This window comes from Ideonella flava (assembly GCF_051857595.1).
In the GTDB taxonomy this organism is placed as follows: domain Bacteria; phylum Pseudomonadota; class Gammaproteobacteria; order Burkholderiales; family Burkholderiaceae_C; genus Ideonella.
Genome location: NZ_JBPZHD010000003.1, coordinates 481,269 through 505,114, shown reverse-complemented (window position 1 = coordinate 505,114; position 23,846 = coordinate 481,269). Strand labels below are relative to the sequence as shown.

The window sequence follows — 23,846 nt, the reverse complement described above, 5'->3', positions numbered from 1 at the left end:
AAGCGCAGGTTGGGCGCCTGTCAGGGAGAGGAGGCGGCCGGCAAAGGTTCCGTGGGCGGGGCCTCTTCGCCGGCTTCGTCGATGCCGATCTCCTGCACCGCGCCGCCATCGGCCCACTCGGCATACAGCCACTCGCCGTCGTGATCGACCACGCCCTCGGGCGCCGGGTCGGGCGCGACGGGCACGCGGGCCAGTGCGACGCGCATGTAGTCGAGCCAGATCGGCAGCGCGAGGCCACCGCCGGATTCGCGGCTGCCGAGGCTCTTCGGTTCGTCATAGCCTACCCAGGCCACGCCGACCACGCCCGGCTGGAAGCCGGCGAACCAGGCGTCCACGGCGTCGTTGGTGGTGCCGGTCTTGCCGTACACGTCCGCCCGGCGAAGCGCCTGGTTCACCCGCGCCGCCGTGCCGCTGACCACCACCTCGTGCAACAGGCGTCGCATGACGAAGGCGTTGCGGGCCGGAATGGCCCGCTCGGATTCTGGCGGCGCCGGCTTGGGCAGCACCTCGTAGACCACCTTGCCGTTGGCATCGATGATCTGGTCGATGACCTGCGGCGTGACGCGCCAGCCGCCGTTGGCGAACACCGCATAGGCCGAGGCGAGCTGGATCGGCGTGGTGCTCCCGGCACCGAGCGCCATCGTCAGGTTGTCGGGCTGGCGATCGGGGTCCAGGCCGAACTGGCCGGCCCAGCTGCGCGCGGTGCCCACGCCGAGTTGCTGCAGCAGGCGGATGCTCACGGCGTTCTTCGAACGCGCAAGCGCCTGGCGCAGGGTCAGGGGGCCGTCGAACTTGCCATCGGAGTTCTGGGGCCGCCAGCCTGTCGGGCCGGTGGCGTCGGGCAGCTCCAGCGGCGCGTCGTTGATGAGGGTCGTCGGCATCACGCCGTGCTCCAGCGCGGCCGAATAGAGGAAGGGCTTGAAGCTCGAGCCCGGTTGCCGCCAGGCCTGCGTCGCGTGGTTGAAGGGCTGGCGGGCGAAGTCGAAGCCGCCCACCAGCGCGCGCACTCGCCCGCTGCCGGGCTCCAGCGCGACGAAGGCGCCCTCGGCCGCGGGCCACTGCGCGATGGTCCAGGGTGTCTTCTTGTTGTTCTCCTGCTTCTGCACGCGCACGACGGAGCCCCGCGTGACGGCCAGGGCGGCCGGGGCCTTGGGCGACAGGCCAGGCTGGGCCCAGCGAAGGCCCTCGCCCGACAGCTGCACCTTGTCGCCGCTGGCGAGCTGCACCTCCACCTCCTTGGCGGAGGCGTGCAGCACGACGGCCACGCGCAGGTCCTCGTCGTCACGGTGGTCCTTCAGCGCCTGCGCCGCGGCGCGCTCCTGCTCGGCCGTGCCGGCATCGTCGTCGGGCAGGTCCTCGTGGTCTTCCGGGCCGCGCCAGGGCTGGCGGCGTTCGTGATCGATCAGCGCGCGGCGAAGGCCGGCCCACGCCGCCTCCTGCTCCGCGGCGACGAGCGAGGTCACGACCTTGTAGCCGTGGGTATACGCCTGCTCGCCGAAGCGCTCCACCACCAGCCGGCGCGCCATCTCGGCTACATGCTCGGCATGGACGTCCACGGTCTGCGCCGGCTTCAGGTGCAGCGGCTCCTCGCGCGCCGATTGGTACTCGGCGTCGGTGATGCGGCCCTGGTCGTGCATGGCGCCCAGCACCTGGCGCTGGCGGACGCGGGCCCGCTCGACGTCGGCGATCGGATTGGCGTAGTTGGGGTTCTGCGGCAGGCCGGCGAGCATGGCCGTCTCGGCCAGGGTGAGCTCTTCCAGCGGCTTGCCGAAGTAGCTGCGCGCGGCGGCGCCGAAGCCATACGCGCGCTGGCCCAGGTAGATCTGGTTGAGGTACAGCTCGAGGATCTGGTCCTTGCCGAGCTCGTGCTCGATCTTCACCGCCAGCAGCGCCTCCTTCAGCTTGCGTTCGAAGGTGCGGCGCTGCGAGAGGAAGAAGTTGCGCGCCACCTGCTGCGTGATGGTGGAGGCGCCCTGAAAGCGCCCGCCGGTCACGTTGGCCACCACTGCACGCGCCACGCCACGCCAGTCGATGCCGCCGTGCTCGTAGAAGCGGGCATCCTCGATCGCCACCACCGCCTCCTGCATGCGCTTGGGGATCCTCTCGATAGGCAGGTAGATGCGCCGCTCGGCGCCGAACTGGGCGATCTCGACGCCGTCGCGGGTGACGACCTGCAGCGGCTGCCTGGGGTGGTAGTCCGTCACCCGGTCCAGCGAGGGCAGGGTGGGCAGCACCACCGCCACCGCGATGGCGATGAGCAGCGCCGGCACGACGACCAGCAAGCTGGCCACGAGGGCCCAGCTGCGCCAATCGCGCCAGCCGGGCCAACGCGGCCCATCCTCGCCGCCGAGCCACGAAGGCCATCGAAGGGCGCCGCGCTGGCGGCGAAGTGAGGGCGCCGGTATCGGCAGTCGGCGTCGGCGTGGCGGCATCGTGCCGGGGATTATCGGCACGGCGGCAGGCACCTTCGCCGCGTGCTGGCCCGGCGTTCAGGCCAGTGCGAACAAGGGCGGTTCGGCGCCGGGGCCCATCCAGTCGATGTGCACGGGGTCGGCGGGCAGGAGCCCGGGCGGGTCCCAGGTGCCGTCGGCGAAGACGAACTTCTCGACCTGGTACTTGGAGCCGAGGTACCAGTCCTTGAAGACGAGCTTGTCCTTGGTGCCGGTGATGCGCGCCTCGAGGTTGTCGCCGACCTGGACCAGCTTCACCTGGTCGTGGGCGAGGCCGAGGAAGACCGCTTCGTCGATGACCCCTTGCGTCGCGTCCTTCTCGACCACCGTGTCCTTGCCGTCGCCGGTGGTGAACCAGTAGCTGTCGCCGCCCTTGCCGCCTTCAAGCCGGTCGTTGCCCAGGCCTCCGACCAGGATGTCGGCGCCGTCCAGGCCTTGCAGGGTGTTGGCGCCGCCGTTGCCGGTGAGCTGGTTGTTCAGCGCATTGCCCTTGCCGTGGAGGGCGTCGCTGCCGATCAGCTCCAGGTTCTCGACGTTGGGCGCCAGTTGCCAGTCGAAGCTGGACAGCACGGTGTCGGTGCCTGCCCCAGCGGCTTCGATCGTGAGGTCGAGCAGGTCGTCGACCACGTAGGCGTCGTCGCCGATGCCGCCTTCCAGGCTGTCGGCGCCCGCGCCGCCGTCCAGCGTGTCGTTGCCGGCTCCGCCCAGCAAGGTGTCGACGCCGCCGTTTCCGCCCAGCTCGTTGTCCGCACTGTTGCCGGTGATGACGTTGGCCAGCGCGTTGCCGAAGCCGTTCAGGCCTCCGCCATCCTCCACCAGCACCAGGTTCTCGAAGTTGGCGAGCAGCGTGTAGTCGGTCACCGGGACGTAGCGCACGGCCTCGTACAGGACGGTATCGGTGCCGCCGCCGGCCGCTTCGCTCACGGGCCGGTCCAGGTCGTCGAGCCAATAGGCATCGTCTCCGTTGCCACCCAGCAGGCTGTCGGTGCCGAGCGAGCCGACCAGCGTGTCGTTGCCCTCGCCGCCGAGCAGTGTGTCGTTGCCGACACCGCCGTGCAGGCCGTCGTGGCCGGCGCCGCCGTCGAGCTTGTCGTTGCCGAGGTAGCCGGCGATCAGGTCGCTGCCCGAGGTGCCGGTCAGCGTGTCGGGCGCGTTGGTGCCGCTGGTGAACCAGCTTCGCAGGTCCCTGGCCTCGCCGCTTTCAAAGTCGAGTTCGCCGATCGAGATCTGCGCTTCGGCGCCTCGCTTGGTGCTGCCGTCGTCGGCGAAGTAACCTCCCAGCGTGATGGCATCGCCTTGCCCCAGCCCCAGCAGCAGGTCGTCGCCCTGCAATTGGAGCGTGACATCGCTGCTGGCGATGCCGGCGCCCAGGTGCAGGCTGGCGCGCTGGCCCGAATCGGCATCGCCATCGTCGTTGGCGTAGCCGACGTAGGTGTCGTGGCCATCGCCGCGGTCGAACGACAGTTCGGCATGGATGTCACCGTAGATCCGGTCGTCCCCCAGGCCGCCGCGGATCGACGCGTGCGAGTTTTCGTCTGCCACGCCACCCAGGTAGTGCTGGATGCGGATCTCGTCGTTGCCGTCGCCGCCGAGGTAGTCGGCCAGGTGGCCGGATTCGAGCGAATCGTTGCCGGTGCCGCCGTCGAGCGTGGCGCGCTCGCCGGCCTGCCAGGACAAGGCGTTGTGCAGGACATCGTCACCGCTGTCGCCTTGCATCGCGACGCCGTCGTCCATCGTGTCGTTGCCCGCGCCGCCCGAGAGGTACCGGCCGACGAGCTGGTCGTTGCCCTTGCCGCCCTCCACCGAATCGTTGCCCTGGCCGAGCAACTGGTCGTCGCCGTCGCCGCCTTGCAGCGTGTCGTTGCCGTTGCCGTGCAGAGTGTCGTTGCCGCCCAGGCCCTGCAGCAGCTCGGCGACCTGGTGGAAGCCCGCGATCTCGTCGTTGCCGGCGGTGCCCACGTTGGTCTTGGCGCAGATCGTGGCCAGGTCCCACGCGGCGCCGTCGGCGAACTCGATCCGGGCGAGCGGGTTGCCGGGCAGGTTCGGGTCATCGGTGCGCGAGAAGCTCTGCAGCAGCACCGAATCGCCGCTGGAGGCGATGGTGACCCGCAGGTCGACGAACTCGCTGACCACGTGGCCCTGGTCGTCGGTGTAGGTGCGGAACTCGCGCGTGAGCACCAGGTCGGTGGGCGTGACGCCGTTCTTCAGGCGCAGGGTGTTGAGCTCCGCCACCACCGCGCTGCCGCGCTGGACCGTGTCATGCCCGTCGCCGATGCCGAAGAGGTACACGTCGTCGCCAGCGCCACCCGCCATCGCGATCGTGTCGTTGCCCTGCAGGCCGTCGATCACGTCGTTGCCGGGTCCTGCCTGAAGGTAGTCGTCGCCTTCGGTTCCAACCACGGTGTCGTCGGCCGTGCGGCCAGGCCAGTTCAACAGGCTCATGAGCGTTCCCTCCTTCGCTCGCTCGATTGTCGGGCCGGTGCCTGGGGCCACCACCCCCACTTTGCTGAGGTGTCACGGCCGAGAGGCGATGTGCATCGTCCAGGCGGGCAGGGCGATCATCAGGGCCAGCACGCCAGCGGCCAGGGCGAAGCGGCGACTGACATCGTGGCAGCGTGCGCAGATGGCCGCCAGGGCCGAGACGCCGAGCAGCAGCACGGCGGCACAGACCACCATGCCAAGGCCTTGAAGCAGGTCGGGCGAGGTGGGCCATGGCGGGGCGGCGGGAATCGGCATCGGTCTGCTCCTGGCCTGCCCTGGTCGGGCAGTCGAGGCGCGATTCTTTGGGCGGTCGCGCCGTCGAGCAATGGAACAGATGTTCTACGAAGCTGCCCGCATTGCCGCGCGGCATCAGCTGCTGCAGACCGTCGCGCCCTGGCGTTGTGCCTCATGCCAGATTGCCACGGCCTCGCCGCGGGTGCTGGTGCCGAGCTTCATGAAGATGCTGTGCAGCTGGTTGCGCACCGTCGCCGGGCTGCGACCCCGCAGCTCGCTGATCTGCAGGTTGGTCTTGCCGGCGGACAGCCAGCGCATCACGTCGGCCTCGGCGGCCGTCAGCCGCTCGACCCGGGCCACGGGCGAGGACGGCAGCGGCTCGCACCACAGCCCGTCCGGCTCCTGCGCCGCCAGAGACACGGGCGCCTCGAAAAGCTCGTGGAGCAAGCGCTCCAGCGCGTCGGTCGGAAGGTAGGGAACTTCGTCGTGCATGCTGGGCCTCCTCGCTCCGGTTCGATCGTTCTTCGACCGAGTCTAGGCAAGCCGCTGCCCCGCCCGCATCCCCCTGGAGAGGGGTTCCAGCCGCTCAGGCGGCGGCGGAGGCGGCCCAGCTCGACCAGGCAGGCTCGGCCAGCAGGCGGCGGGCGCTGCGCTCGGCGCGGGCCCGGTCTATGGCTTCGTCGAGCTCGACATACAAGGCGCTCGATGCGCAGGGCGTCACGATCAGGCCGGTGGCTCCGAACAGCTCGGCCATCTGGCGGCTGTAGGCCGTGTCGCTGTCGTTGAGGACGAACAGGGGCAGCTCGCTTCGCGTGCCGCCGGGCGCGGCGCGCAGGCGGCGGATGGCGACCCAGCCGTCGACCGACGAGGAGCGCACGTCGAGCAGCACTGCATCCAGTTCGCGCCCGGCCGCGGCGGCCACGCGCATGAGCTCGAGAGCCTGTTCCCCATCGGCCGCCTGCAGGACACGGGCACCGCCACCGGCCAGCATCGCCGCCACGCCGGCGCGGGTGGCGGGGTGAGGGTCGACGACCAGCACCAGGGCGTCCGCCAGGGCTGTCCATCGGTCAGGTTCGGAACTCCAACGCGGGGTGACGAGGCTGGGCATGGCGCGGGGTCGGCGGCGAAATGACGGACCCCGCCAGACTACGGTCGGCAGCCCGGGGCAGTCATGACGAAACCATGAGCTTTCGCCGACGTGGACGCCTGGATTGACCGTCCGCAAACGGCGGCCGTGCAAAGTTCGGAGCGCGGCGCGCTGGCCCGATCAGGCTGCCGGCGGCAGCGTGTCCACGAAGCTCGGCCGGGCCGACAGCTTGTCGTGCAGCTTGTGCAGGTTGGGATGATCGGCGCGCCAGTCGATGGCCGGATAGCGGAAATCGAGGTAGCCGAGCGCGCAGCCGACGGCTATGTCGGCCAGCGTGAAGTGGATGCCGCAGCAGTGGGGCTTGTCGGCCAGGCCACGGCTCATCGCCTTGAGCGCGCTCGTCACGCGCACCATCTGGCGATCGGCCCAGGCCTGGCTGCGCTGCGCTTCACTGCGGCCGGGCCAGATCATCTCCATGCGGGCCAGGATGCTGGCGTCGAGCAGGCCGTCGGCCAGGGCCTCCCAGGTGCGCACTTCGACACGCTCTCGGCCGGAGGCGGGAATCAGCTTGCCGACCGGTGACAGCATGTCGACGTATTCGACGATCACCCGCGAGTCGAACACCGCCTCGCCGCCTTCCATCACCAGGCAGGGCACCTTGCCGAGCGGATTGGCCGCCAGGATGGCGTCGCTGCCCCACACGTCCTCGAGCGCGAACTGGTAGTCGAGCTTCTTTTCGGCCAGCACGATGCGGACCTTGCGCACATACGGGCTGGTGTACGAGCCGATCAGTTTCATGGGTCGAGTGGGCTTCCCTTCGCGATCGATTCTAAACAAGCGCTCCCTGCCCGGACGGGCCTTCGGCAGGAGGGTGCCCCCCTAAAATGCCGGACTTCCTTCGCGATGTGCGCCTTCGTCTGCGCCACGCCACATCGCCGCCCGAACGATCGCCCCGACTGCCCCGCCCCTGGAGAAAACGGCCATGGCCCACCCCCTCTCGACCCTCATGGCCCTGTCCCCGCTGGATGGCCGATATGCCGCCAAGGTCACACCGCTGCGACCGCTGCTGTCGGAATACGGGCTGATGCACCGCCGCGTGCAGGTCGAGGTCGAGTGGTTCATCGCCCTTTCGGATGCCGGGCTCGAAGGCTTCGCGCCTTTCTCCGAGGCGGCGCGCGGACTGCTGCGCGGGCTGGTGGTGCGCTTCTCCGAGGCCGACGCGTCGGCGATCAAGGACATCGAGAAGACCACCAACCACGACGTGAAGGCGGTCGAGTACTGGCTGAAGTCGCGCCTGGAGAGCCAGCACGAGCTCAAGGCCGCGGCGGAGTTCGTGCACTTCGCGTGCACCAGCGAGGACATCAACAACACGAGCCATGCCTTGATGCTCAAGGCCGCTCGCACCGATGTGGTGTTGCCGGGGCTGGACAACATCATCACCAGGCTCGCGCGCATGGCCCATTCCTTCGCCGCGGTGCCCATGCTGTCCCGCACCCACGGGCAGACCGCGAGCCCCACCACGGTCGGCAAGGAGATCGCCAACGTCGTGGCTCGCCTGCGCGGTGCGCGCGAGCGCATTGCGGAGGTCAAGCTGCTGGCCAAGATGAACGGCGCGGTGGGCAACTACAACGCCCACCTGGTGGCCTATCCGAACAAGGACTGGGAGGCCTTCTCGCGCCAGGTGGTGGAGCAGCGCCTGGGCCTGAGCTTCAACCCCTACACGATCCAGATCGAGCCGCACGACTACATGGCCGAGCTGTTCGACGCGATGACGCGTGCCAACACCATCCTGGTCGACTGGTCGCGCGACGTCTGGGGCTACATCTCGCTGGGCTACTTCAAGCAGAAGCTCAAGGAAGGCGAGGTCGGCTCCTCGGCCATGCCGCACAAGGTCAACCCGATCGACTTCGAGAACGCCGAAGGCAACTTCGGGCTGGCCAACGCGCTGCTGACGCACCTCTCGCAAAAGCTGCCGATCAGCCGCTGGCAGCGTGACCTGACCGACTCCACGGTGCTGCGCAACATGGGCGTGGCGCTCGGCTACGCAGTGCTGGGCTACGACTCGCTGGCACGCGGGCTGGACAAGCTGGAGCTCAACACCGACGCGCTCGCGGCCGACCTCGACGGCGCCTGGGAGGTGCTGGCCGAGGCCATCCAGACGGTGATGCGTCGCCACGGCGTGCCGCAGCCCTACGAGCAGCTCAAGGCCTTCACCCGCGGCAAGCCGATGACGCGCGAGCTGATGCAGGGCTTCATCAACGATCCGGCGCTGAAGCTGCCGGCCGCCGAAAAGGCGCGACTGCTGGCCCTGACGCCCGCCGACTACATCGGCCTGGCGACCACGCTGGCGCAGCGGATCGCCTGAGTCCCGCGCCGCGGTGATCCCCGCGGGCGCGCAACGGGCTCAGCGGGCGGCGGACAGCGCGGCGGGCGCAGGCAGCTGGGCCTCCGGGCCGATCATCGCCATGCAGGTGCTGATGAGCAAGACGGAGGCCACGACGGAGCCGCCAAGCACCAGCAACGGCGACCAGGAGATCGAAGGGCCGTGGGCGCGGCGGGGCTTGGGAGCGAGGTCAGAGGGCATGCGGTTTTCCAGTCGCCATGTCCACCATTACGGGCTGACACGGCCAAATCGGACACTGGTCGCACTTTGTTACAGGAATGACCGGGCCGGGGAATGCGTATCGCGGCATAGCGCACGACCGGGCCGGTTTTCGCGATCTGCCCGTTCCTAGAATGCCCGCCATGCACTTCCCCACGATGCTGGCCGAGGCCAGCGCCCGCCACGCCTCGCTGCTGTGCGTCGGGCTGGATCCCGACCCCGCCCGCTTCCCCAGCCCCTGGCAGGGCGACGCCGGCCGCATCCACGACTTCTGCGCCCGCATCGTCGACGCCACCAAGGACCTGGTTTGCGCCTTCAAGCCGCAGATCGCCTACTTCGCGGCCCACCGCGCCGAGGAGCAGCTCGAGCGCCTGATGGCCCACATCAGGCGGGTGGCGCCAGGCGTCCCGGTGATCCTGGATGCCAAGCGAGGCGACATCGGCCCGACCGCCGCCCAGTACGCCCGCGAGGCCTTCGAGCGCTACCAGGCCGACGCGGTCACCCTGTCTCCGTTCATGGGCTTCGACTCCATCGAGCCCTACCTCAAGTACGACGGCAAGGGCCTGATCCTGCTGTGCCGCACCTCCAATCCGGGCGGCAGCGACTTGCAGGCCCAGACGCTGTCCGGTGGCGAGAAGCTGTACGAGCACGTCGCCCGGTTGGCGGCCGGCCCCTGGAACCGCGACGGGCGCCTGGGCCTGGTGGTCGGTGCCACCTACCCCGAGGAACTCGCCCGGGTGCGAGAGCTGGCCCCCACGTTGCCGCTGCTCATCCCGGGGGTGGGCGCCCAGGGCGGCGACGCGGCGGCCACCGTTCGCGCCGGCTGGCGCCCCGACGCGCCCATCATCGTCAGCTCCTCGCGTGCGGTGCTCTACGCCGGCAGTGGCGAAGACTTCGCCAGCCGCGCCCGCGCCGCGGCCGAGGCCACCCGGGCGGAATTGCAGGCCGCGCAGCACAGCGTCGCCTGAGCGAGCCGGCTGCGCGGCGCCGGCAGCCCGTGACGCCCACCGGGTTTCGGCGGACACTGGCGCCACCTTCAGTTCAACAGGCGGCGTTCGTGGCCGGGAGCCAAACCACGGAGGGATCACCGTCGACCGCCCGGCAGCGCTTGCTGCTGGGCGCAGCCGTGTCCGGCTTGGTGGTGGCGGCCCTGGCCTCGTCGTTGCCCGACGAACTCCCGCTGCTGATTCGCGCCGGTGCGCTGGGCGCCACCGCGATCGCCGCGGTCGCGATCGCCGCCAGGCCGTTGTGGCGGGCGCTGGCCGCCAGCCGAGCGGCCACCGAGGCGGCCAGCCAGCACCTCGCCGCCTGGCTGGCAGTCACGTCCCATGCCCACATCGAGCTCGACCGCGACGGCCGCGTCGTCGGCTCCTCCTCCCGCCTGGAGCCCTCGCTGTTCGGACAGGCCCCTCCACAGGCGGGGCTGGCACTGTGGAAACAGCCGGCCGCGAGGCTGACCCCGGCGCAGTTGCAGCGCCTGCGCGACGCGGTGCGCACCCGGGCCGCCTGGCCGGAGTTCGACTTCGCCTGGGACGACGGACGTGAAGGGCCGCGGCCGCTGAGCGTCGCCGGCGTCCCTCGCCATGACGCCAACGGCCGGTTCGCGGGCCACTGGGCCTTGTTGCGTGACCGTCGGGCGGAGGTCCATGCGCGCGATGCACTCAAGGCGACCGAGACCCGGCTGCACGACCTCTTCCGCCGCGTGCCGTTGCCGCTGGTGCTGCACCGCGCCGGCGCCGTGATGGACGCCAACCCGGCCGCCGTCGAGCTGTTCGGTTACCGGGATCTGCACTCGATGCTCGGGTCCGACATGCTGCGTGCCTATGCCGAGGGTGAGGACCGCGAGCGTGCCCGCGAACGCCTGCACGAAGTCGCCGCCATGCCGCTGGGCCAGACGCTGCCGGCCGCGGAGTACCGGCTGCGACCGCTGAGCGCCCCGCCCGACGCCGCGCCCCGCATCGTGCAGGTGAGCAGCGCGCCTGTCGAGCTGGAGGACGGCCGTGCGACGCTGTCGATCTACACCGACGAGACCGAACGCCGCCAGGCCGAGCAGGCGGTGCAACGCTCGGAGGCGCTGCTGTCGCACCTGGTGTCGACCAGTCCGGATGCGATCACGCTCACCGACCTCGCCAACGGCCGCTATGCCATGGTCAACCGGAGCTTCGAGCGCATCACCGGCTACCGCGCCGACGAGGTGATCGGCCGCACCTCGGGTGAAATCGCCATCTGGGCCCACGACGGCGATCGCACGAGGCTGGTGCAGGAAGTTCGCTCCGAAGGCAGCGTGCAGAACATGGCCGCCACCTTCCGCGACCGGCAGGGCCGCTACGTGCAGATGCTGATGTCGGCGGCGCGCTTCGGCATGGATGGCCGGGACTACCTGGTGATCGCGGCCCGCGACGTCACCGCCAGCGAGCAGGCTCGCCTCGAACGCGAGGCCATCCTGAACAACGCGCTGATGGGCATTGCCCTGACGCGCGAGCAGCACTTCATCCTGGTCAACCCGCGCTTCGAGCAGATGTTCGGCTGGCCGCCCGGCCTGCTGGTCGGCCAGCACGGCAGCGTGGTGTGGCCCACCGCGGCGGACCACCAGGCGATAGGCCGCGAGGTCGGGCCGGCGCTCGGCCGTGGAGAGCAGATCGAGATCGAACGGCCGCTGATTCGGCGCGACGGTTCGGTGTTCCTCTGCCGGCTGATGGCGAAGGCGCTCTCGCCCACCGAGCCCGGCCGCGGGGGCACCATCTGGCTGGCCGAGGACGTGACCGAGAAGCGCCAGGTCGAGCAGGCGCTGGCCAAGGCACGCGACGACGCCGAGGCCGCCAGCCGCGCCAAGAGTGCCTTCCTGGCCAACACCAGCCACGAGATCCGCACCCCGCTGAACGCGCTGCTCGGCCTGGCTCGCCTGGCTCGCCAGCCCGGCGTGGACGAATCGCGCCGGCGCCAGTACATCGAGCAGATCAGCGACTCGGCCGAGACGCTGTCGGGTGTCCTGTCCGACATCCTCGACCTGTCCAAGATCGAGGCCGGCAAGATGCACCTGGAGGAAGAGCCGTTCGACCTGCAGGGGCTGTTGCGCACGATGCACCAGGCCTACGGGTCGCTCGCCGACACCAAGGGCCTCGACATGTCGGTGGAGATCGACGAGGACCTGCCGCCAGTGGTCATAGGCGATCCGGTGCGGGTTCGGCAGATCCTCAGCAACTACCTGAACAACGCCCTGAAGTTCACCGAGAGCGGCTGCATCCGCCTGTCCGTGCGCCGCACCCGGGCCGACCGCGTGCGCTTCGAGGTCACCGATACCGGGCCGGGCATCGACGAGGCGCAGCAGGCGCTGCTGTTCCGTGCGTTCTCGCAGGCCGACGTGTCGCGCGCCCGCCGCGTCGGCGGCACCGGGCTGGGCCTGTCGATCTGCCGGCAGCTGGCCGAGATGATGGGCGGCGAGGTGGGGCTGGTGAGCCTGCCCGGCCAGGGCAGCTGCTTCTGGGCCGAGGTGCCCCTGGCGCCCGGTGACCTCGACGCTCTCGAGTCGGGCTCCAGCGGCTTCGGCGCCGACCCGATCAGCGGCACCCGCGTGCTGATGGTCGAGGACAACGCGGTCAACATGATGATCGCGGTGGCGCTGCTCGAGCAGTGGGGGGTGGAGGTCTCGCAGGCGGGCGACGGACAGCAGGCGGTCGAGCTGGTCCAGCAGGCGGCCGAGAGCGGCCGGCCGTTCGACATCGTGCTGATGGACGTCCAGATGCCCGGCATGAGCGGCCACGAGGCCACGCGCCTGCTGCGGCGCGACCACCCGCCCGAGCGGCTGCCCATCATCGCGCTCACGGCGGCGGCCCTGGTCTCCGAGCGCGACCAGGCGCTGGCTGCCGGCATGAACGACTTCCTCACCAAGCCCATAGACGCCGCCAGGTTGCGCAACACGCTCGTTCGCGCGCTGCGCACTCGCGACGTTGCCGCCTAGGAGCCGTACGGCGGCCGCTGCCCGCTGGCTGAATGTGGGGCTCCCCAGGCCCCCTCCAGGAGGGGGTTCCAGCATGCAGTGGGCTCCCGCCAGGCTCCCTCCGAGGGGGAGGCACCAGCCAGAGTGACGAGGCGCCAGTGCCCTTGGTCGGTCTTGCTGGAACCCTCCTCCTGCAGGAGGTCCCGGGAGGAGCCGTCGAAGCGGCTGTCACCCATGTCCTCGCAGGGGTGCTACCCAAGTCCCCTAATCCACTCTGAAGTTGACGAACTGCCACGGGTCGCGGCGGTCCAGCCCGGGCTCGTCGAACAGGCGCTCGCGGCCCTGGAGCGGCGTCCAGGCGCTGCGCACGCCGACCACCGGGCCGAGGTAGGGCCGGATCATCGAGAGCATCTCGTCGTACGGCAGGTCGTCCGGCTCGAGGAGGCCTTCGCGCGGATGGTTCAGCGCCCAGGCAACGCCGGCCATGAGCGGCGCCGCAACCTGCAGCGAAGTGGCGCTGTTGCAGGGGCACAGGTCGCGCGCCTGGTCGATGCTGAGCTGCGAGCCCAGCCAGTAGGCGCTGAAGCCCGGTCCCATCAGCAGCACGCCCAGCTCGTCTCTGCCGCTGTCGATCTCGGTCTCGTTCAGCACGTGCTTGCCCGGCGGCTCGGCCCAGGCCTGGCCGGCCCGCTCGTGCAGCGACAGGACGGCCGCGTCGCAAGGGTGGTAGGCATAGTGCACCGTGGGCCGGTAGCGTGGTGCTTCGGTCGGGCCCAGCGTCAGCGCATCGGCGATGGAGATCGACTCGGCATGCGTCACGAGAAAGCCCAGGAAGGGCCCGGCGTGCGGTGCCCAGCTGCGCACACGCGTCGCGGCGCCGGGCCGGTTCAGGTAGATCGCGGCGCGGCAGCCCTCGTCATGGTGGCCGGCGTCGAACGGGAAGTGCCGCTCATGCGTGCCCCAGCCGAGCTCGGCCGGCTGCAGGGCCTCGGAGAGGAAGCCGTCGACCGACCAGGTGTTGAAGAACTCGCCGGGCCGGCGCCGCCGGCGGCCCGACTGGCTGTCGCGCTCGGCGATGTGGATCACGTTCAGGCCCAGGCCCTCGGCAAGCGCGGCCCAGGCTTCGCGCCGGCCCGGCACCGGCACCTGCGGGCCGGCCAAGTCGAGCAGCGCCTGCTTGACCAGGAAGGAGACGAGGCCCGGGTTGGCACCGAGCGTGATCAGCGCCGTCGGCTGGCCGGGGCCGCGAAGCGCCAGCACCTCTTCGCGCAGGCGGTAGTTGGTGCGCTGCGCGGGCGGCAGGCGGCGGTCGGTGTAGACCCCGGGCCAGGGCTCGGTCGAGGCATCCAGGTAGAGCGCGCCTTGCTGCTGGCACAGGCGGATGAGCGCGTGGCTGCTCACGTCGACCGAGAGGTTCAGCAGCACGTCGCCCGGGCGCAGCCGCGGCACCAGCCAGTCGCGATAGTTGTCGCGCTGGACCTTGGCGGCGGTGTGGTGGACGCCTGCGGCGTCGGCCGGCGCCAGGCCGCGCGTGGACGGCTTGAGGATCTCGATCTGCTGCGGCCGCAGCGCAATGTGGCGCAGCAGCAGCGGCAGCACGGCGCGGCCGATGCTGCCGAATCCGAGCATCACCAGGCGGCCGGGCAACTCGGCGAATCGGGGTGGGCGCTCCATGCTGCGCTTCGGCAAGCCGGGTGCCCGCCCGGCAACAACGGCCCGGCAGCCACAATCGCGGCCATTCGCCGCATCCGGAGCATCTCTTGAGACCTCGCCATTCCCTCGTTGCCATCGGCCGCCGCGGCCTGCTGGCCGCCGCCCTCTTCGCTGCGCTGCCCGTGATGGCGCAGCAGGTGCTGCGCGTCACCGCCATCCCCGACGAAGCGCCCACCGAGCTCGCGCGCAAGTTCGCGCCCCTGGGCCAGTACCTGGAGGCGCAGACCGGCATGAAGGTCGAGTGGACGCCGGTGACGGACTACGCCGCGGCGGTCGAGACGCTGGTCAACCGCAAGGTCGACCTCGCCTGGTTCGGCGGCTTCACCTTCGTGCAGGCCAGCGTGCGCTCGGCCGGCAAGGTGATCCCGCTGGTGCAGCGCGAGGAGGACACGAAGTTCCGCTCGGTCTTCATCACCGAGGCGGACAGCGGCATCAAGACGCTGGCCGACCTCAAGGGCCGCAGCGTCAGCTTCGGCTCGGCCTCGAGCACCTCGGGCCATTTGATGCCGCGCCACTTCCTGCTCACGGCCGGCATCAAGCCCGAGACGGATTTCAAGCACCTGGCCTTCTCTGGCGCGCACGACGCGACCATCGCTGCGGTCGCCGCAGGCAAGGTCGATGCGGGCGCGCTCAACATCTCGGTGTGGGAGAAGTTCGTCGCCGACAAGAAGGTCGACACCAGCCAGGTCAAGGTCTTCTTCACCACCCCGGCCTACTACGACTACAACTGGAGCGTGCACGCCGACATGCCGGCGGATCTGCGCGAGAAGCTCAAGCGCGCCTTCCTCGCGCTCGATCCTGCCAATCCCGCGCACAAGGCCATCCTCGACCTGCAGCGCGCCACGCGCTTCGTGCCGACGGTGCCGGAGAACTACTCGGGCATCCGCGCGGCCGCCGAGAGCGCGGGCCTGCTGAAATGACGTCGGTTCGATGAGCCAGGCAGCGCCCGCCGTCCTGCTGCAGTCGCTGACCGCGGCGGCCGCACCGGCTTCAGGCACGTCGGTGCTGCATGGCGTGGACTTGCGCATCGAAGGCGGCGAGCAGGTGGCCATCATCGGGCCATCGGGCGCGGGCAAGACCAGCCTGCTGCTGGCGATGGCCTGCGCGCTGAAGCCGCTGTCGGGCCAGATGCGGCTGTTCGGCGAGCAGCCGTGGGCCCTGACGTCGTCCGCGCGCCAGCGCCTGCGCGGACGGCTCATGCTGACACCGCAGGTCCCGCCCCTGCCGCCGCGCCAGCGCGTCGCCACGGCCGTGCTGGCCGGGCGGCTGCCGCAGCTTTCGCTCTGGCGCAGCCTGGCCTTGAGCTGGTCGGCCGATGAAGCATCGCGTGCCCATGCCGCGCTGGCCGCCTTCGACCTGGGCGACAAGCTGTGGCAACGGGTCGATCGCCTTTCCGGTGGCGAACGCCAGCGCGTGGGCCTGGCGCGCGCGCTGGTGAGCGAGGCCGAGCTGTGGCTGGTCGACGAGCCGCTGTCGGCACTGGATCCGGCACGCGCCGCGCAGGCCGTCGCCAGCCTGCAGGACGCGGCTCGAGCGAACGGCCGCACGCTCGTCTGCACGCTGCATCAGGTGGACGTGGCGCTGGAGCGCTTCGGCCGCATCGTCGCCCTGCAGGCCGGCCGCGTGGCCTACGACGGCCCGCCGGCCGGCCTGGATGCCGATCGGTTGCACGCGCTCTACCGCGGCGAGGCGGCACCCACCTCGCGCGACGAAGGCCCGCGCGCCGACGAGGCGCGGTTGCCGGAGTCGCTGTGCCGGTGACGGCGGCGTTGCAGGATCCCGCCCGCGCACGCCGGTGGCTCATGCTGCTGGGCGCGCTGGTGCTCGCCTGGCCGGTGTTGGTGTGGTGCGAGTTCAAGCCGTGGACGCTGCTGGAGCCGCGCGGGCTGCGCGCGACGAGCCGGTTCCTCGTCAGCTTCGCGCCTCCGCGGCATGACGCCGAGTTCCTGTGGACGCTGCTGCGCGAGACCTGGCGCACCGTGGCCATCGCCACCGCCGGCCTCACGCTGGCCTTCGTGATCGCGCTCCCGTTGGCCCTGGCCGCGAGCGCGCGGCTCTCGGTCAGCGCCCTGGCGGGCCGCATGTCGCCAGGGCCGCTCATCGGCCGCCAAGCGGTGCGCGCCCTGCTGGTGCTGCTGCGCTCGGTGCCCGAGGTGGTGTGGGCGCTGCTCTTCGTGCGGGTGGTCGGGCTGGGCCCGGCAGCCGGTGTGCTGGCCATCGCCATCGCCTACGGCGGCATGCTGGGCAAGGTCTACGCCGAGATCCTGGAAAGCGCGGACGCGGCACCGACCGAGGCGCTGCTGCGCAACGGCGCCGGCCGGCTGCAGGCCTTCGTGCACGGCGCGTTGCCGCAGTGTGCAGACGAGTGCGTGAGCTACACCGTCTACCGATGGGAATGCGCCATCCGCTCGTCGGTGGTGCTGGGCCTGGTCGGTGCGGGCGGGCTGGGCCAGTTGCTCGACAGCGCCGCCAAGCTCTTCGCCGGCGGCGAGGTGGCCAGCATCCTGCTGGTGTTCATCGCGCTGGTTGCGGCTTCGGACCGGATCAGCGTCGTGCTGCGGCGGGCCATCGCATGAAGGCCGACGCGCGCTCCCTGCCGCCGCGTCCCGCCCGCAGCGCGGTGGGCCCGATCGCGCTCGCCGGCATCGCGGTGCTGGTGTTGGCCAGCTTCGCCAGCCTCGACCTGCATCTCGGCGAGCTGCTCTCGCGCCCGTCGCTGGCCAGCCTGGCGCAGTTCGCCGGCGGTTTCTTCCCGCCGGCCGGCGAGGCCGACTTCGTGCGTCGCGTGGCGCAGGGCGCGCTGGAGACGCTGGCGATGTCGGCGCTTGGCACCGCACTGGCCATCCTCGCCGGCATGGCTCTCGCGCTGCCTGCAAGCCTGCGGCGCGACCTGTCCGGCCTGCCCGACGCGCCAGCCGCCTGGCCGTGGTGGCGCGGCCTCACGCGGCTGCTGCTGAACGCCCTGCGCGCCGTGCCCGAGCTGGTCTGGGCGACGCTGCTGCTGGTGGCCGCGGGCCTCGGCCCCTTCCCGGGCACGCTGGCGCTGGCCTTGCACACCACCGGCGTGCTGGGCCGCCTGTTCGCCGAGGCGATCGAGAACGCGCCCGCGGCGCCTGCGATGGCGCTGCGCTGCCGCGGGGCCGGGCCGCTGCGCGTCTTCGTCGTCGCGCAGCTGCCGCAGATCGCGCCGCAGCTGCTGTCGTACAGCCTGTACCGCTGGGAGAACAACATCCGCGCCGCGGCCGTGCTGGGCGTGGTGGGCGCGGGCGGGCTGGGCCAGCTGCTGAGCTTCCACTTGGGCCTGTTCCAGTCCCACGAGGCCGGCACGGTGCTGGCCGCCACCATGGCGCTGGTGCTGCTGGTGGATGGCTTGTCGTACGTCCTGCGGCGCCGCTGGGCCCGCTGAACGAGGGAACAGCCGGGCCGCCGTCGATAATCCCCGCCTTCCACTGACTTCCACAGGGCTGCGAGTCGGCCCGCCCCAACCCCATGCTGATCTCCCGTCGCGCCGCCCTTGCTGCGGCCCTGGCCTCCTCCGGCTGGCTGCTGGCTGCCTGCAACAAGCCCGCGCCCGAAGCCGCCGCCCCGGCCGCGCCGGCCTCGGCCGCTTCCGTCGCCGCCGCGCCGGCACCCAAGGTCTACACCGTCGGCACCGACGCGACCTACGCGCCCTTCGAGTTCCAGAACGAGAAGGGCGAGATCGTCGGCTTCGACATCGACGTGATGCGCGCCGCCGCCGAGAAGGCCGGCATCCAGGTGCAGTTCGTCGCCACGCCGTGGGAAGGCGCCTTCAACGCGCTGGCCCAGGGCGACCGCGATGCCCTCGTCTCGGCCATCACCATCACCGACGAGCGCAAGCAGACGCTGGACTTCAGCGAGCCCTACTTCGAGGCCCACCAGCTGATCGCCGTGCCCGAGAAGTCCAAGGTCGCCAAGCTGGACGACCTGAAGAAGAAGAAGGTCGGCGTGCAGACCTCGACCACCGGCGAAGAGGTGGTCGTCAAGCTGCAGGGCAAGACGAGCGACCTGATCAAGCGCTTCGAATCCGTGCCGCTCGCCCTGACCGAACTTGCCGCCGGCGGCGTGGACGCGGTGGTGGCCGACAACGGCGTGGTCGAGGCCTACGTGGCCAACAACCCGAACGCCAAGTTCAAGTCGGTCAACGACAGCAGCTTCGCGCCCGAGATGTACGGCATCGCCGTGCGCAAGGGCAACACCGAGCTGCTGCAGAAGATCAACACCGGCCTGGCCGCGATCAAGGCCGACGGCACGTACCAGAAGATCCACGACCAGTACTTCAAGGCTGGCAAGTAAGCACCAAGCAGCAAAGCAGTCAAGGCGATGGATTGGCGTTGGGAGATTCTGGCGGGCTACGGCCCGCTGTTCGCGCAAGGCTTGTGGATGACGGTGCAGCTGGCCGTCATCGCCACGGCCGCCGGGCTCGCGCTGGGCGTGTGCGTCGGCCTGGTCAACACCGACGCGATGCGCCCCGCGCGCGGCCAGCCGCTGGTGCGCGCCGGCCTGTGGGGGCTGCGCGGCGCGACGACGGCGTACGTGACCTTCTTTCGCGGCACGCCGCTGTTCGTGCAGATCCTGCTCGTGCACTTCGCGCTGATGCCCACGCTGATCCACCCCGATGGCGGCTGGCTGCTGAGCGGCGAGGCGGCACGCGAGTTCCGCCAGAACCACGGCGCCTTCTTCTCCGGCACGCTGGCCCTGAGCCTGAATGCCGGCGCCTACATCTCCGAGATCTTCCGCGCCGGCATCCAGAGCATCCACGGCGGCCAGTCGGCGGCCGCGCTGAGCCTGGGCATGACGCCCTGGCAAAGCATGCGGCTGATCGTGCTGCCGCAGGCCTTTCGCCGCATGGTGCCGGCGCTGGTGAACGAGACGATCGCCCTGATCAAGGATTCGTCGCTGGTCTCGGCCATCGGCCTGCTGGAGCTGGCGATGGCCGCGCGCACCGTGGCGGGGGCCTATTCGCGCTACTGGGAGCCCTACCTCGCCATCTCGGCGATGTACCTGGCGCTGACCTGGGCGCTGTCGCGCCTGGCCAAGCGGCTGGAGGCGCCCGCACACACCCGAGGGCACTGAGCATGTCGAAACCCCTGGACGACTTCTTCGCCCGCCGCCCGCTCGTCATCCTCGATGGCGCGCTCGGCACCGAGCTGCAGCGCCGCGGCGCCGATCTCGACGACCCGCTGTGGTCCGCCAGGCTGCTGCTGGAGCGGCCGGAGCTGATCCGGCAGGTCCACCTGGACTACTTCCGCAGTGGGGCCGACGTGGCGACCACGTCGAGCTACCAGGCCACCTTCGAGGCTTTCTCGCGGCGTGGGCTGAGCGCTGAAGAGACGGCGGAGCTGATGCGCCTGTCGGTGCGACTGGCTGCCGAGGCGCGCGACGAATTCTGGGCCGACGAGGCGAACCGCGAGGGCCGCCGCAAGCCGCTGGTCGCTGCTTCGGTCGGCCCCTACGGCGCCATGCTGGCCAACGGCTCCGAGTACACGGGGAACTACGGCCTCGACGAAGAGGCGCTGATGGCCTTCCACAGGCCGCGCCTGGCGGTGCTGGCCAAGGCCGGGGCCGACCTGCTGGCCTGCGAGACCATCCCCTGCCTGGCCGAGGCCCGCGCGCTGGCCCGGCTGCTGGCCGAGTTCCCGGGCGTGGTGGCGTGGGTCAGCTTCTCCTGCCGCGACGGCCTGCACGACAGCCAGGGCGAGCCCATCGGCGACTGCGTGACGGCGCTGGAAGGCTTCGACCAGATCGTGGCCCTCGGCGTCAACTGCACGGCGCCCCAGCACATCGGCTCGCTCATCGAGCAGATGCACGCTCGCACGGCCAAGCCGCTGCTCGTCTATCCGAACTCCGGCGAGCAGTACGACGCGACCCACAAGACCTGGCATGGCAACCCCGGCGCCTCGCACTTCGCCGAGCAGGCCCGCGGCTGGCATGCCCGCGGTGCCCGCCTGATCGGCGGCTGCTGCCGCACCGGGCCGGACGAGATCGCGGCGCTGCGGCAATGGGCGCGCAGCGAGCTGGACGCCGGCTGAGAGCGCGGGCCTAACCTCGGGAAACAGGGGGTTCGCGCGTCCGGCGGCCATCGATAAGCTCGCCCGGATGCGCAGAACTCTCCTTCGCGCGATCGGCGGCCTGCTCCTGGCCGCTCTCGTCGCCGCCACGATCTTTCTCGTCAACCTCGTCTGGTTCCGGCCCTTCAGCCTGAACCTGTTCTACGAGAAGGTCTTCGTCAGCTTCATGCTCGACAACCCCGAGCTGCTGACGATGATCGGCATCGCCGAGCAGTTCGGCTACCGCCGCCACAACGCGCACCTGAACGACGCCTCGGTCGCCAAGGTCGAGCAGGACTTCAAGCGCTGGCACGAGTACCTGGACGAACTCAAGGCCTACGACGTCTCGGCCCAGACGCCCGAGCAGCGCATCTCCACCCGCGTGCTGACCTGGTTCATCGAGGGCCAGCTGGCGGGCGAGCCCTTCCGCTTCCACGACTACCCGGTCAACCAGCTGTTCGGCGTGCAGAACCAGACGCCGGACTTCCTCATCAACCAGCACCGCATCGCCGACCGGCGCGGCGCCGAGGACTACCTCTCGCGCCTGGGCGAGTTCGGCCGCAAGTACGACCAGGTGCTCGACGGCGTGAAGCTGCGCGAATCCAAGGGTGTCGTGCCGCCGCGCTTCGTGATCGACCGCGTGCTTGTCGAGATGCGGGCCTTCGCCGGGCAGGCGCCGGCGCAGAACCCACTGTGCGTCAACTTCGCCGGGAAGGTCGATGCCCTCGGCGGCGTCGACGAGGCCGACAAGATTGCGCTGAAGGCCCGCTGCGAGCGGGCGCTCGAACAAGTGGTCAAGCCGGCCTATGCCCGCCTCATCGCCTTCTTCGAGGGCCAGCGTGATCGCGCGACCGACGACGACGGCGTGTGGAAGCTGCCGGACGGCGACGCCTACTACGCGTGGCGCCTGCGCCAGCAGACGACCACCTCGCTGACGCCGCAGCAGGTGCATGCGCTGGGCGTCTCCGAGGTCGAGCGCATCGATGGAGAGATGCGCGCCATCCTCTCGGCGCAAGGTGAGCTGCGCGAAGGCGAATCACCGGCCCAGGCCCTCATCCGGCTGGGCAAGCAGCCGCGCTTTCTCTTCTCCGACGACGACGAAGGCCGCCGCGCCGCGCTGGTCGAATACAAGCGCATGATCGACGACCAGCTGGTGCGCTCGCGCGAGGTCATCGGCCTGAGCCCCAAGGCGCCTATCGAGGTGCAGCGGGTGCCGGAGTTCAAGCAGAAGACGGCCCCCGGCGCCTACTACCAGCCGCCCGCGCTGGACGGCTCGCGACCCGGCATCTTCTACGCCAACCTGCGCAACATGAACGCGCTGCCGAAGTTCGGCATGCGCACGCTCTCGATCCACGAAGGCGTGCCGGGCCACCACTTCCAGATCGCCCTGGCGCAGGAGCGGCAGGGCGGACCGACCTTCCGCAAGCTGCTGCCCTTCACCGCCTACGCCGAGGGCTGGGCGCTGTACGCCGAGTGGCTGGGCACCGAGCTGGGCGTCTACCGCGACGATCCCTACGGGGACCTCGGCCGCCTGCAGGCCGAGATGTTCCGCGCCGTGCGCCTGGTGGTCGACACCGGCATCCATGCCCAGCGCTGGACGCGCCAGCAGGGCATCGACTACATGCTCGCCCACACCGGCATGGCGGAGGGCGAAGTGGTGGCCGAGATCGAACGCTACATCGTCGACCCCGGCCAGGCCTGCGCCTACAAGGTCGGCATGCTGGCCATCCGCGCCGCCCGCGACCGCGCCGAGAAGGCGCTGGGCCCGAAGTGGAACCGCGAGGCCGAGAAGGCCTTCCACGACGTGGTGCTGCAGGGCGGATCGCTGCCGCTGGCGATCCTGGATGAGCAGGTGGATGCGTGGGTGGCGGGGCGGCGGCAGTGACGAGGCTGCCATGTCGTTTTGCGGGCGGCGAATCCGTCTTGTAGCGTGCAGGCGGCGGGAAACCATCGGGCGGTGGCAGACGACGACTGCGAAGCCCCTTCGAGGAGCATCGAATGGAAGACTCCCGTTCCGCCGGTCCGAGGCGTCTGCCCGCCTGGGCGACCTGCATCGGCGTCGCCGCTTGCCTGCATGTGCCCATCGCGTTCGCCGCCGACGAATCGCGCCGCCGCTGCGATATGCGCGGCTGCTATGAGGTCATCCATGACTTCGATTCGACCCGGCAGACGGGCGGACAGAGCCCCTACGCCTTCGCCAAGACATCGGACGGGGCGATCTACGGCCTGACCGCGCTCGTCGCCGACGCGCCGGACATGGTCGGCGCCGTCTATCGCCTGCATGCCAACGGCCGGACTTCGATCGTGCGACTGGCCGAGAACCGCGAGTCGGCCCTGCTGGGCGCACGGCAAGGCAACGTCCTCTACGGCACGATCATGCTCGACGACTACGCGTACGAGCCCCGCGGCTGCGGCCAGGTGCGGCGGCTCAACCGCGACGGCTCCAGCCAGGTCCTGCACGACTTCTCGCACGACAGCCCCTTGGGTTGTTACCTGCGGCCCCATCTCGTCGAAGACGGTGAAGGTCGCCTGATCGGCGCCACACGCTTCGAGGCCGCAGGCGCGGGCGCGATGTTCCGCGTGGCTCTCGACGGCACGGCTTCACTGCTGCACACGTTCGGCTCGGGGCCCAGCTCCGAATACCCGGTGACCCTGGCCGACGATGGAAGCATCTATGCCATGAACCAGTGGGCCATCTACCGCATCGAATCGGACGGAAGTGCCACGCTCGCCGCCATGTTCGATCAGCCGATCCACGGCTTCATCCCGGCGGGCGGCATGATTCGCGGCAGTGACGGCGCCTTCTACGGTGCCAACTTCGTGGGCGGTCCGCACGACGGCGGCGCGGTCTTCCGGTTCGACCCCGCCACCCACGTGATCACCTTGGTGCACGGCTTCGACGTCGGCCGGCAAACCATCAGCAATCCCGACAGCAGCCTGCTGCTGGCCAGCGATGGCCATCTCTACGGGACGACGGGCTATGGCATCTATCGCGTGCGGCCCGATGGCACGGCCTACGAGGAACTGACCAAGTTCACCTACCCGCGCGACGGATCGCCCAGCGGCGCGCCATTGATCGAGGCCCCGAACGGCAACCTGATCGGCGCCCGGGGCCTCGGCGGCCAGTACGGCTCGGGGATGCTCTACAGGCTGCGGCTCAATGCGCCGTGAACCACGCGCTTGAGTGGGTGGGCGGCTGACAGGGCGATGGCGTGGCCCGCGATGCTTGCCGCTGATCATCTAGGCCGGGGGGCGCTGAATGGCGGCGGTGCAG

At 70.4% G+C, this 23,846-nt stretch carries 20 protein-coding genes; 12 read left to right on the top strand and 8 right to left on the bottom strand.

All coding sequences use genetic code 11. The features are described 5' to 3' along the window. Positions 1 to 20: 20 nt before the first annotated feature. From ACS5PM_RS08985 to ACS5PM_RS08960, 6 genes are all read right to left on the bottom strand, one after another. Positions 21 to 2,291: a penicillin-binding protein 1A gene (locus ACS5PM_RS08985; protein WP_439387259.1), complete on the bottom strand. Its 2,271-nt coding sequence runs from the start codon at positions 2,289 to 2,291 to the stop codon at positions 21 to 23. Positions 2,292 to 2,489: 198 nt separating this feature from the next. Next, positions 2,490 to 4,892 carry a calcium-binding protein gene (locus ACS5PM_RS08980; protein ID WP_439387258.1) on the bottom strand — a complete coding sequence of 801 codons (2,403 nt, stop codon included), beginning with the start codon at positions 4,890 to 4,892 and terminating at the stop codon, positions 2,490 to 2,492. 72 nt (positions 4,893 to 4,964) lie between these two features. Then, the gene (locus tag ACS5PM_RS08975) at positions 4,965 to 5,186 is read right to left on the bottom strand and encodes a hypothetical protein (protein ID WP_439387257.1); all 222 of its coding nucleotides are present in this window, start codon (positions 5,184 to 5,186) and stop codon (positions 4,965 to 4,967) included. 114 nt (positions 5,187 to 5,300) lie between these two features. Further along, positions 5,301 to 5,657 carry a helix-turn-helix domain-containing protein gene (locus ACS5PM_RS08970; protein WP_439387256.1) on the bottom strand — a complete coding sequence of 119 codons (357 nt, stop codon included), beginning with the start codon at positions 5,655 to 5,657 and terminating at the stop codon, positions 5,301 to 5,303. A gap of 94 nt (positions 5,658 to 5,751) precedes the next feature. Then, a complete protein-coding gene (locus ACS5PM_RS08965) occupies positions 5,752 to 6,273 on the bottom strand; it encodes a response regulator (RefSeq protein WP_439387255.1) in 522 nt (173 codons plus the stop codon). A gap of 159 nt (positions 6,274 to 6,432) precedes the next feature. After that, the gene (locus ACS5PM_RS08960; protein WP_439387254.1) at positions 6,433 to 7,050 is read right to left on the bottom strand and encodes a glutathione S-transferase N-terminal domain-containing protein; all 618 of its coding nucleotides are present in this window, start codon (positions 7,048 to 7,050) and stop codon (positions 6,433 to 6,435) included. Positions 7,051 to 7,234: 184 nt separating this feature from the next. Here ACS5PM_RS08960 and purB point away from each other — a divergent pair, with 184 nt between their 5' ends. Further along, positions 7,235 to 8,617, top strand: coding sequence for an adenylosuccinate lyase (purB, locus tag ACS5PM_RS08955; protein WP_439387253.1), 1,383 nt, complete (start codon positions 7,235 to 7,237; stop codon positions 8,615 to 8,617). Between the two features lie 39 nt (positions 8,618 to 8,656). On the opposite strand, the gene ACS5PM_RS08950 is transcribed toward purB, so the two are convergent. Next, the gene (locus tag ACS5PM_RS08950) at positions 8,657 to 8,836 is read right to left on the bottom strand and encodes a hypothetical protein (RefSeq protein WP_439387252.1); all 180 of its coding nucleotides are present in this window, start codon (positions 8,834 to 8,836) and stop codon (positions 8,657 to 8,659) included. A gap of 161 nt (positions 8,837 to 8,997) precedes the next feature. Between ACS5PM_RS08950 and pyrF the strand changes: the two genes are divergently transcribed. Both pyrF and ACS5PM_RS08940 read left to right on the top strand, forming a co-directional pair. Next, entirely contained in the window at positions 8,998 to 9,822 is an 825-nt protein-coding gene (gene pyrF / locus ACS5PM_RS08945; protein WP_439387251.1) for an orotidine-5'-phosphate decarboxylase, read from the top strand. Between the two features lie 89 nt (positions 9,823 to 9,911). Then, a complete protein-coding gene (locus ACS5PM_RS08940) occupies positions 9,912 to 12,812 on the top strand; it encodes a PAS domain-containing hybrid sensor histidine kinase/response regulator (RefSeq protein WP_439387250.1) in 2,901 nt (966 codons plus the stop codon). Positions 12,813 to 13,055: 243 nt separating this feature from the next. Here ACS5PM_RS08940 and ACS5PM_RS08935 read toward each other — a convergent pair whose 3' ends face one another. After that, positions 13,056 to 14,465 carry a saccharopine dehydrogenase NADP-binding domain-containing protein gene (locus ACS5PM_RS08935; protein ID WP_439387249.1) on the bottom strand — a complete coding sequence of 470 codons (1,410 nt, stop codon included), beginning with the start codon at positions 14,463 to 14,465 and terminating at the stop codon, positions 13,056 to 13,058. A gap of 113 nt (positions 14,466 to 14,578) precedes the next feature. Between ACS5PM_RS08935 and ACS5PM_RS08930 the strand changes: the two genes are divergently transcribed. The 9 genes from ACS5PM_RS08930 (at position 14,579) to ACS5PM_RS08890 (ending at position 23,743) form a co-directional block, all read left to right on the top strand. Further along, complete coding sequence (locus ACS5PM_RS08930) at positions 14,579 to 15,424, top strand: putative selenate ABC transporter substrate-binding protein (protein ID WP_439387293.1); 846 nt, start codon at positions 14,579 to 14,581, stop codon at positions 15,422 to 15,424. Between the two features lie 10 nt (positions 15,425 to 15,434). Next, positions 15,435 to 16,265, top strand: coding sequence for a phosphonate ABC transporter ATP-binding protein (locus tag ACS5PM_RS08925; protein WP_439387248.1), 831 nt, complete (start codon positions 15,435 to 15,437; stop codon positions 16,263 to 16,265). Positions 16,266 to 16,306: 41 nt separating this feature from the next. Further along, positions 16,307 to 17,080: a PhnE/PtxC family ABC transporter permease gene (locus ACS5PM_RS08920; RefSeq protein ID WP_439387292.1), complete on the top strand. Its 774-nt coding sequence runs from the start codon at positions 16,307 to 16,309 to the stop codon at positions 17,078 to 17,080. After that, a complete protein-coding gene (gene phnE, locus ACS5PM_RS08915; RefSeq protein WP_439387247.1) occupies positions 17,077 to 17,910 on the top strand; it encodes a phosphonate ABC transporter, permease protein PhnE in 834 nt (277 codons plus the stop codon). The genes ACS5PM_RS08920 and phnE overlap by 4 nt, the downstream gene beginning before the upstream one ends. An 83-nt stretch (positions 17,911 to 17,993) precedes the next feature. After that, positions 17,994 to 18,818, top strand: coding sequence for a basic amino acid ABC transporter substrate-binding protein (locus tag ACS5PM_RS08910; RefSeq protein WP_439387246.1), 825 nt, complete (start codon positions 17,994 to 17,996; stop codon positions 18,816 to 18,818). 27 nt (positions 18,819 to 18,845) lie between these two features. Further along, a complete protein-coding gene (locus ACS5PM_RS08905) occupies positions 18,846 to 19,598 on the top strand; it encodes an amino acid ABC transporter permease (RefSeq protein ID WP_439387245.1) in 753 nt (250 codons plus the stop codon). Positions 19,599 to 19,600: 2 nt separating this feature from the next. Further along, complete coding sequence (gene mmuM / locus ACS5PM_RS08900; RefSeq protein ID WP_439387244.1) at positions 19,601 to 20,554, top strand: homocysteine S-methyltransferase; 954 nt, start codon at positions 19,601 to 19,603, stop codon at positions 20,552 to 20,554. Positions 20,555 to 20,621: 67 nt separating this feature from the next. Further along, positions 20,622 to 22,457 (top strand): DUF885 domain-containing protein, encoded by a 1,836-nt coding sequence (locus tag ACS5PM_RS08895; RefSeq protein ID WP_439387243.1) that lies wholly within the window; start codon positions 20,622 to 20,624, stop codon positions 22,455 to 22,457. A gap of 113 nt (positions 22,458 to 22,570) precedes the next feature. Then, positions 22,571 to 23,743, top strand: a complete 1,173-nt coding sequence (locus ACS5PM_RS08890; protein WP_439387242.1) for a choice-of-anchor tandem repeat GloVer-containing protein — start codon at positions 22,571 to 22,573, stop codon at positions 23,741 to 23,743. Positions 23,744 to 23,846 lie beyond the last annotated feature (103 nt).

Bases quoted from the DNA above. Each gene is read 5' to 3' on its own strand.
- ACS5PM_RS08980 (WP_439387258.1), bottom strand. From the start codon at position 4,892: ATGAGCCTGTTGAACTGGCCTGGCCGCACGGCCGACGACACCGTGGTT.
- ACS5PM_RS08975 (WP_439387257.1), bottom strand. From the start codon at position 5,186: ATGCCGATTCCCGCCGCCCCGCCATGGCCCACCTCGCCCGACCTGCTT.
- ACS5PM_RS08970 (WP_439387256.1), bottom strand. From the start codon at position 5,657: ATGCACGACGAAGTTCCCTACCTTCCGACCGACGCGCTGGAGCGCTTG.
- ACS5PM_RS08965 (WP_439387255.1), bottom strand. From the start codon at position 6,273: ATGCCCAGCCTCGTCACCCCGCGTTGGAGTTCCGAACCTGACCGATGG.
- ACS5PM_RS08960 (WP_439387254.1), bottom strand. From the start codon at position 7,050: ATGAAACTGATCGGCTCGTACACCAGCCCGTATGTGCGCAAGGTCCGC.
- purB (WP_439387253.1), top strand. From the start codon at position 7,235: ATGGCCCACCCCCTCTCGACCCTCATGGCCCTGTCCCCGCTGGATGGC.
- ACS5PM_RS08950 (WP_439387252.1), bottom strand. From the start codon at position 8,836: ATGCCCTCTGACCTCGCTCCCAAGCCCCGCCGCGCCCACGGCCCTTCG.
- pyrF (WP_439387251.1), top strand. From the start codon at position 8,998: ATGCACTTCCCCACGATGCTGGCCGAGGCCAGCGCCCGCCACGCCTCG.
- ACS5PM_RS08935 (WP_439387249.1), bottom strand. From the start codon at position 14,465: ATGGAGCGCCCACCCCGATTCGCCGAGTTGCCCGGCCGCCTGGTGATG.
- ACS5PM_RS08925 (WP_439387248.1), top strand. From the start codon at position 15,435: ATGAGCCAGGCAGCGCCCGCCGTCCTGCTGCAGTCGCTGACCGCGGCG.
- ACS5PM_RS08920 (WP_439387292.1), top strand. From the start codon at position 16,307: ATGCTGCTGGGCGCGCTGGTGCTCGCCTGGCCGGTGTTGGTGTGGTGC.
- phnE (WP_439387247.1), top strand. From the start codon at position 17,077: ATGAAGGCCGACGCGCGCTCCCTGCCGCCGCGTCCCGCCCGCAGCGCG.
- ACS5PM_RS08910 (WP_439387246.1), top strand. From the start codon at position 17,994: ATGCTGATCTCCCGTCGCGCCGCCCTTGCTGCGGCCCTGGCCTCCTCC.
- ACS5PM_RS08905 (WP_439387245.1), top strand. From the start codon at position 18,846: ATGGATTGGCGTTGGGAGATTCTGGCGGGCTACGGCCCGCTGTTCGCG.
- mmuM (WP_439387244.1), top strand. From the start codon at position 19,601: ATGTCGAAACCCCTGGACGACTTCTTCGCCCGCCGCCCGCTCGTCATC.
- ACS5PM_RS08895 (WP_439387243.1), top strand. From the start codon at position 20,622: ATGCGCAGAACTCTCCTTCGCGCGATCGGCGGCCTGCTCCTGGCCGCT.
- ACS5PM_RS08890 (WP_439387242.1), top strand. From the start codon at position 22,571: ATGGAAGACTCCCGTTCCGCCGGTCCGAGGCGTCTGCCCGCCTGGGCG.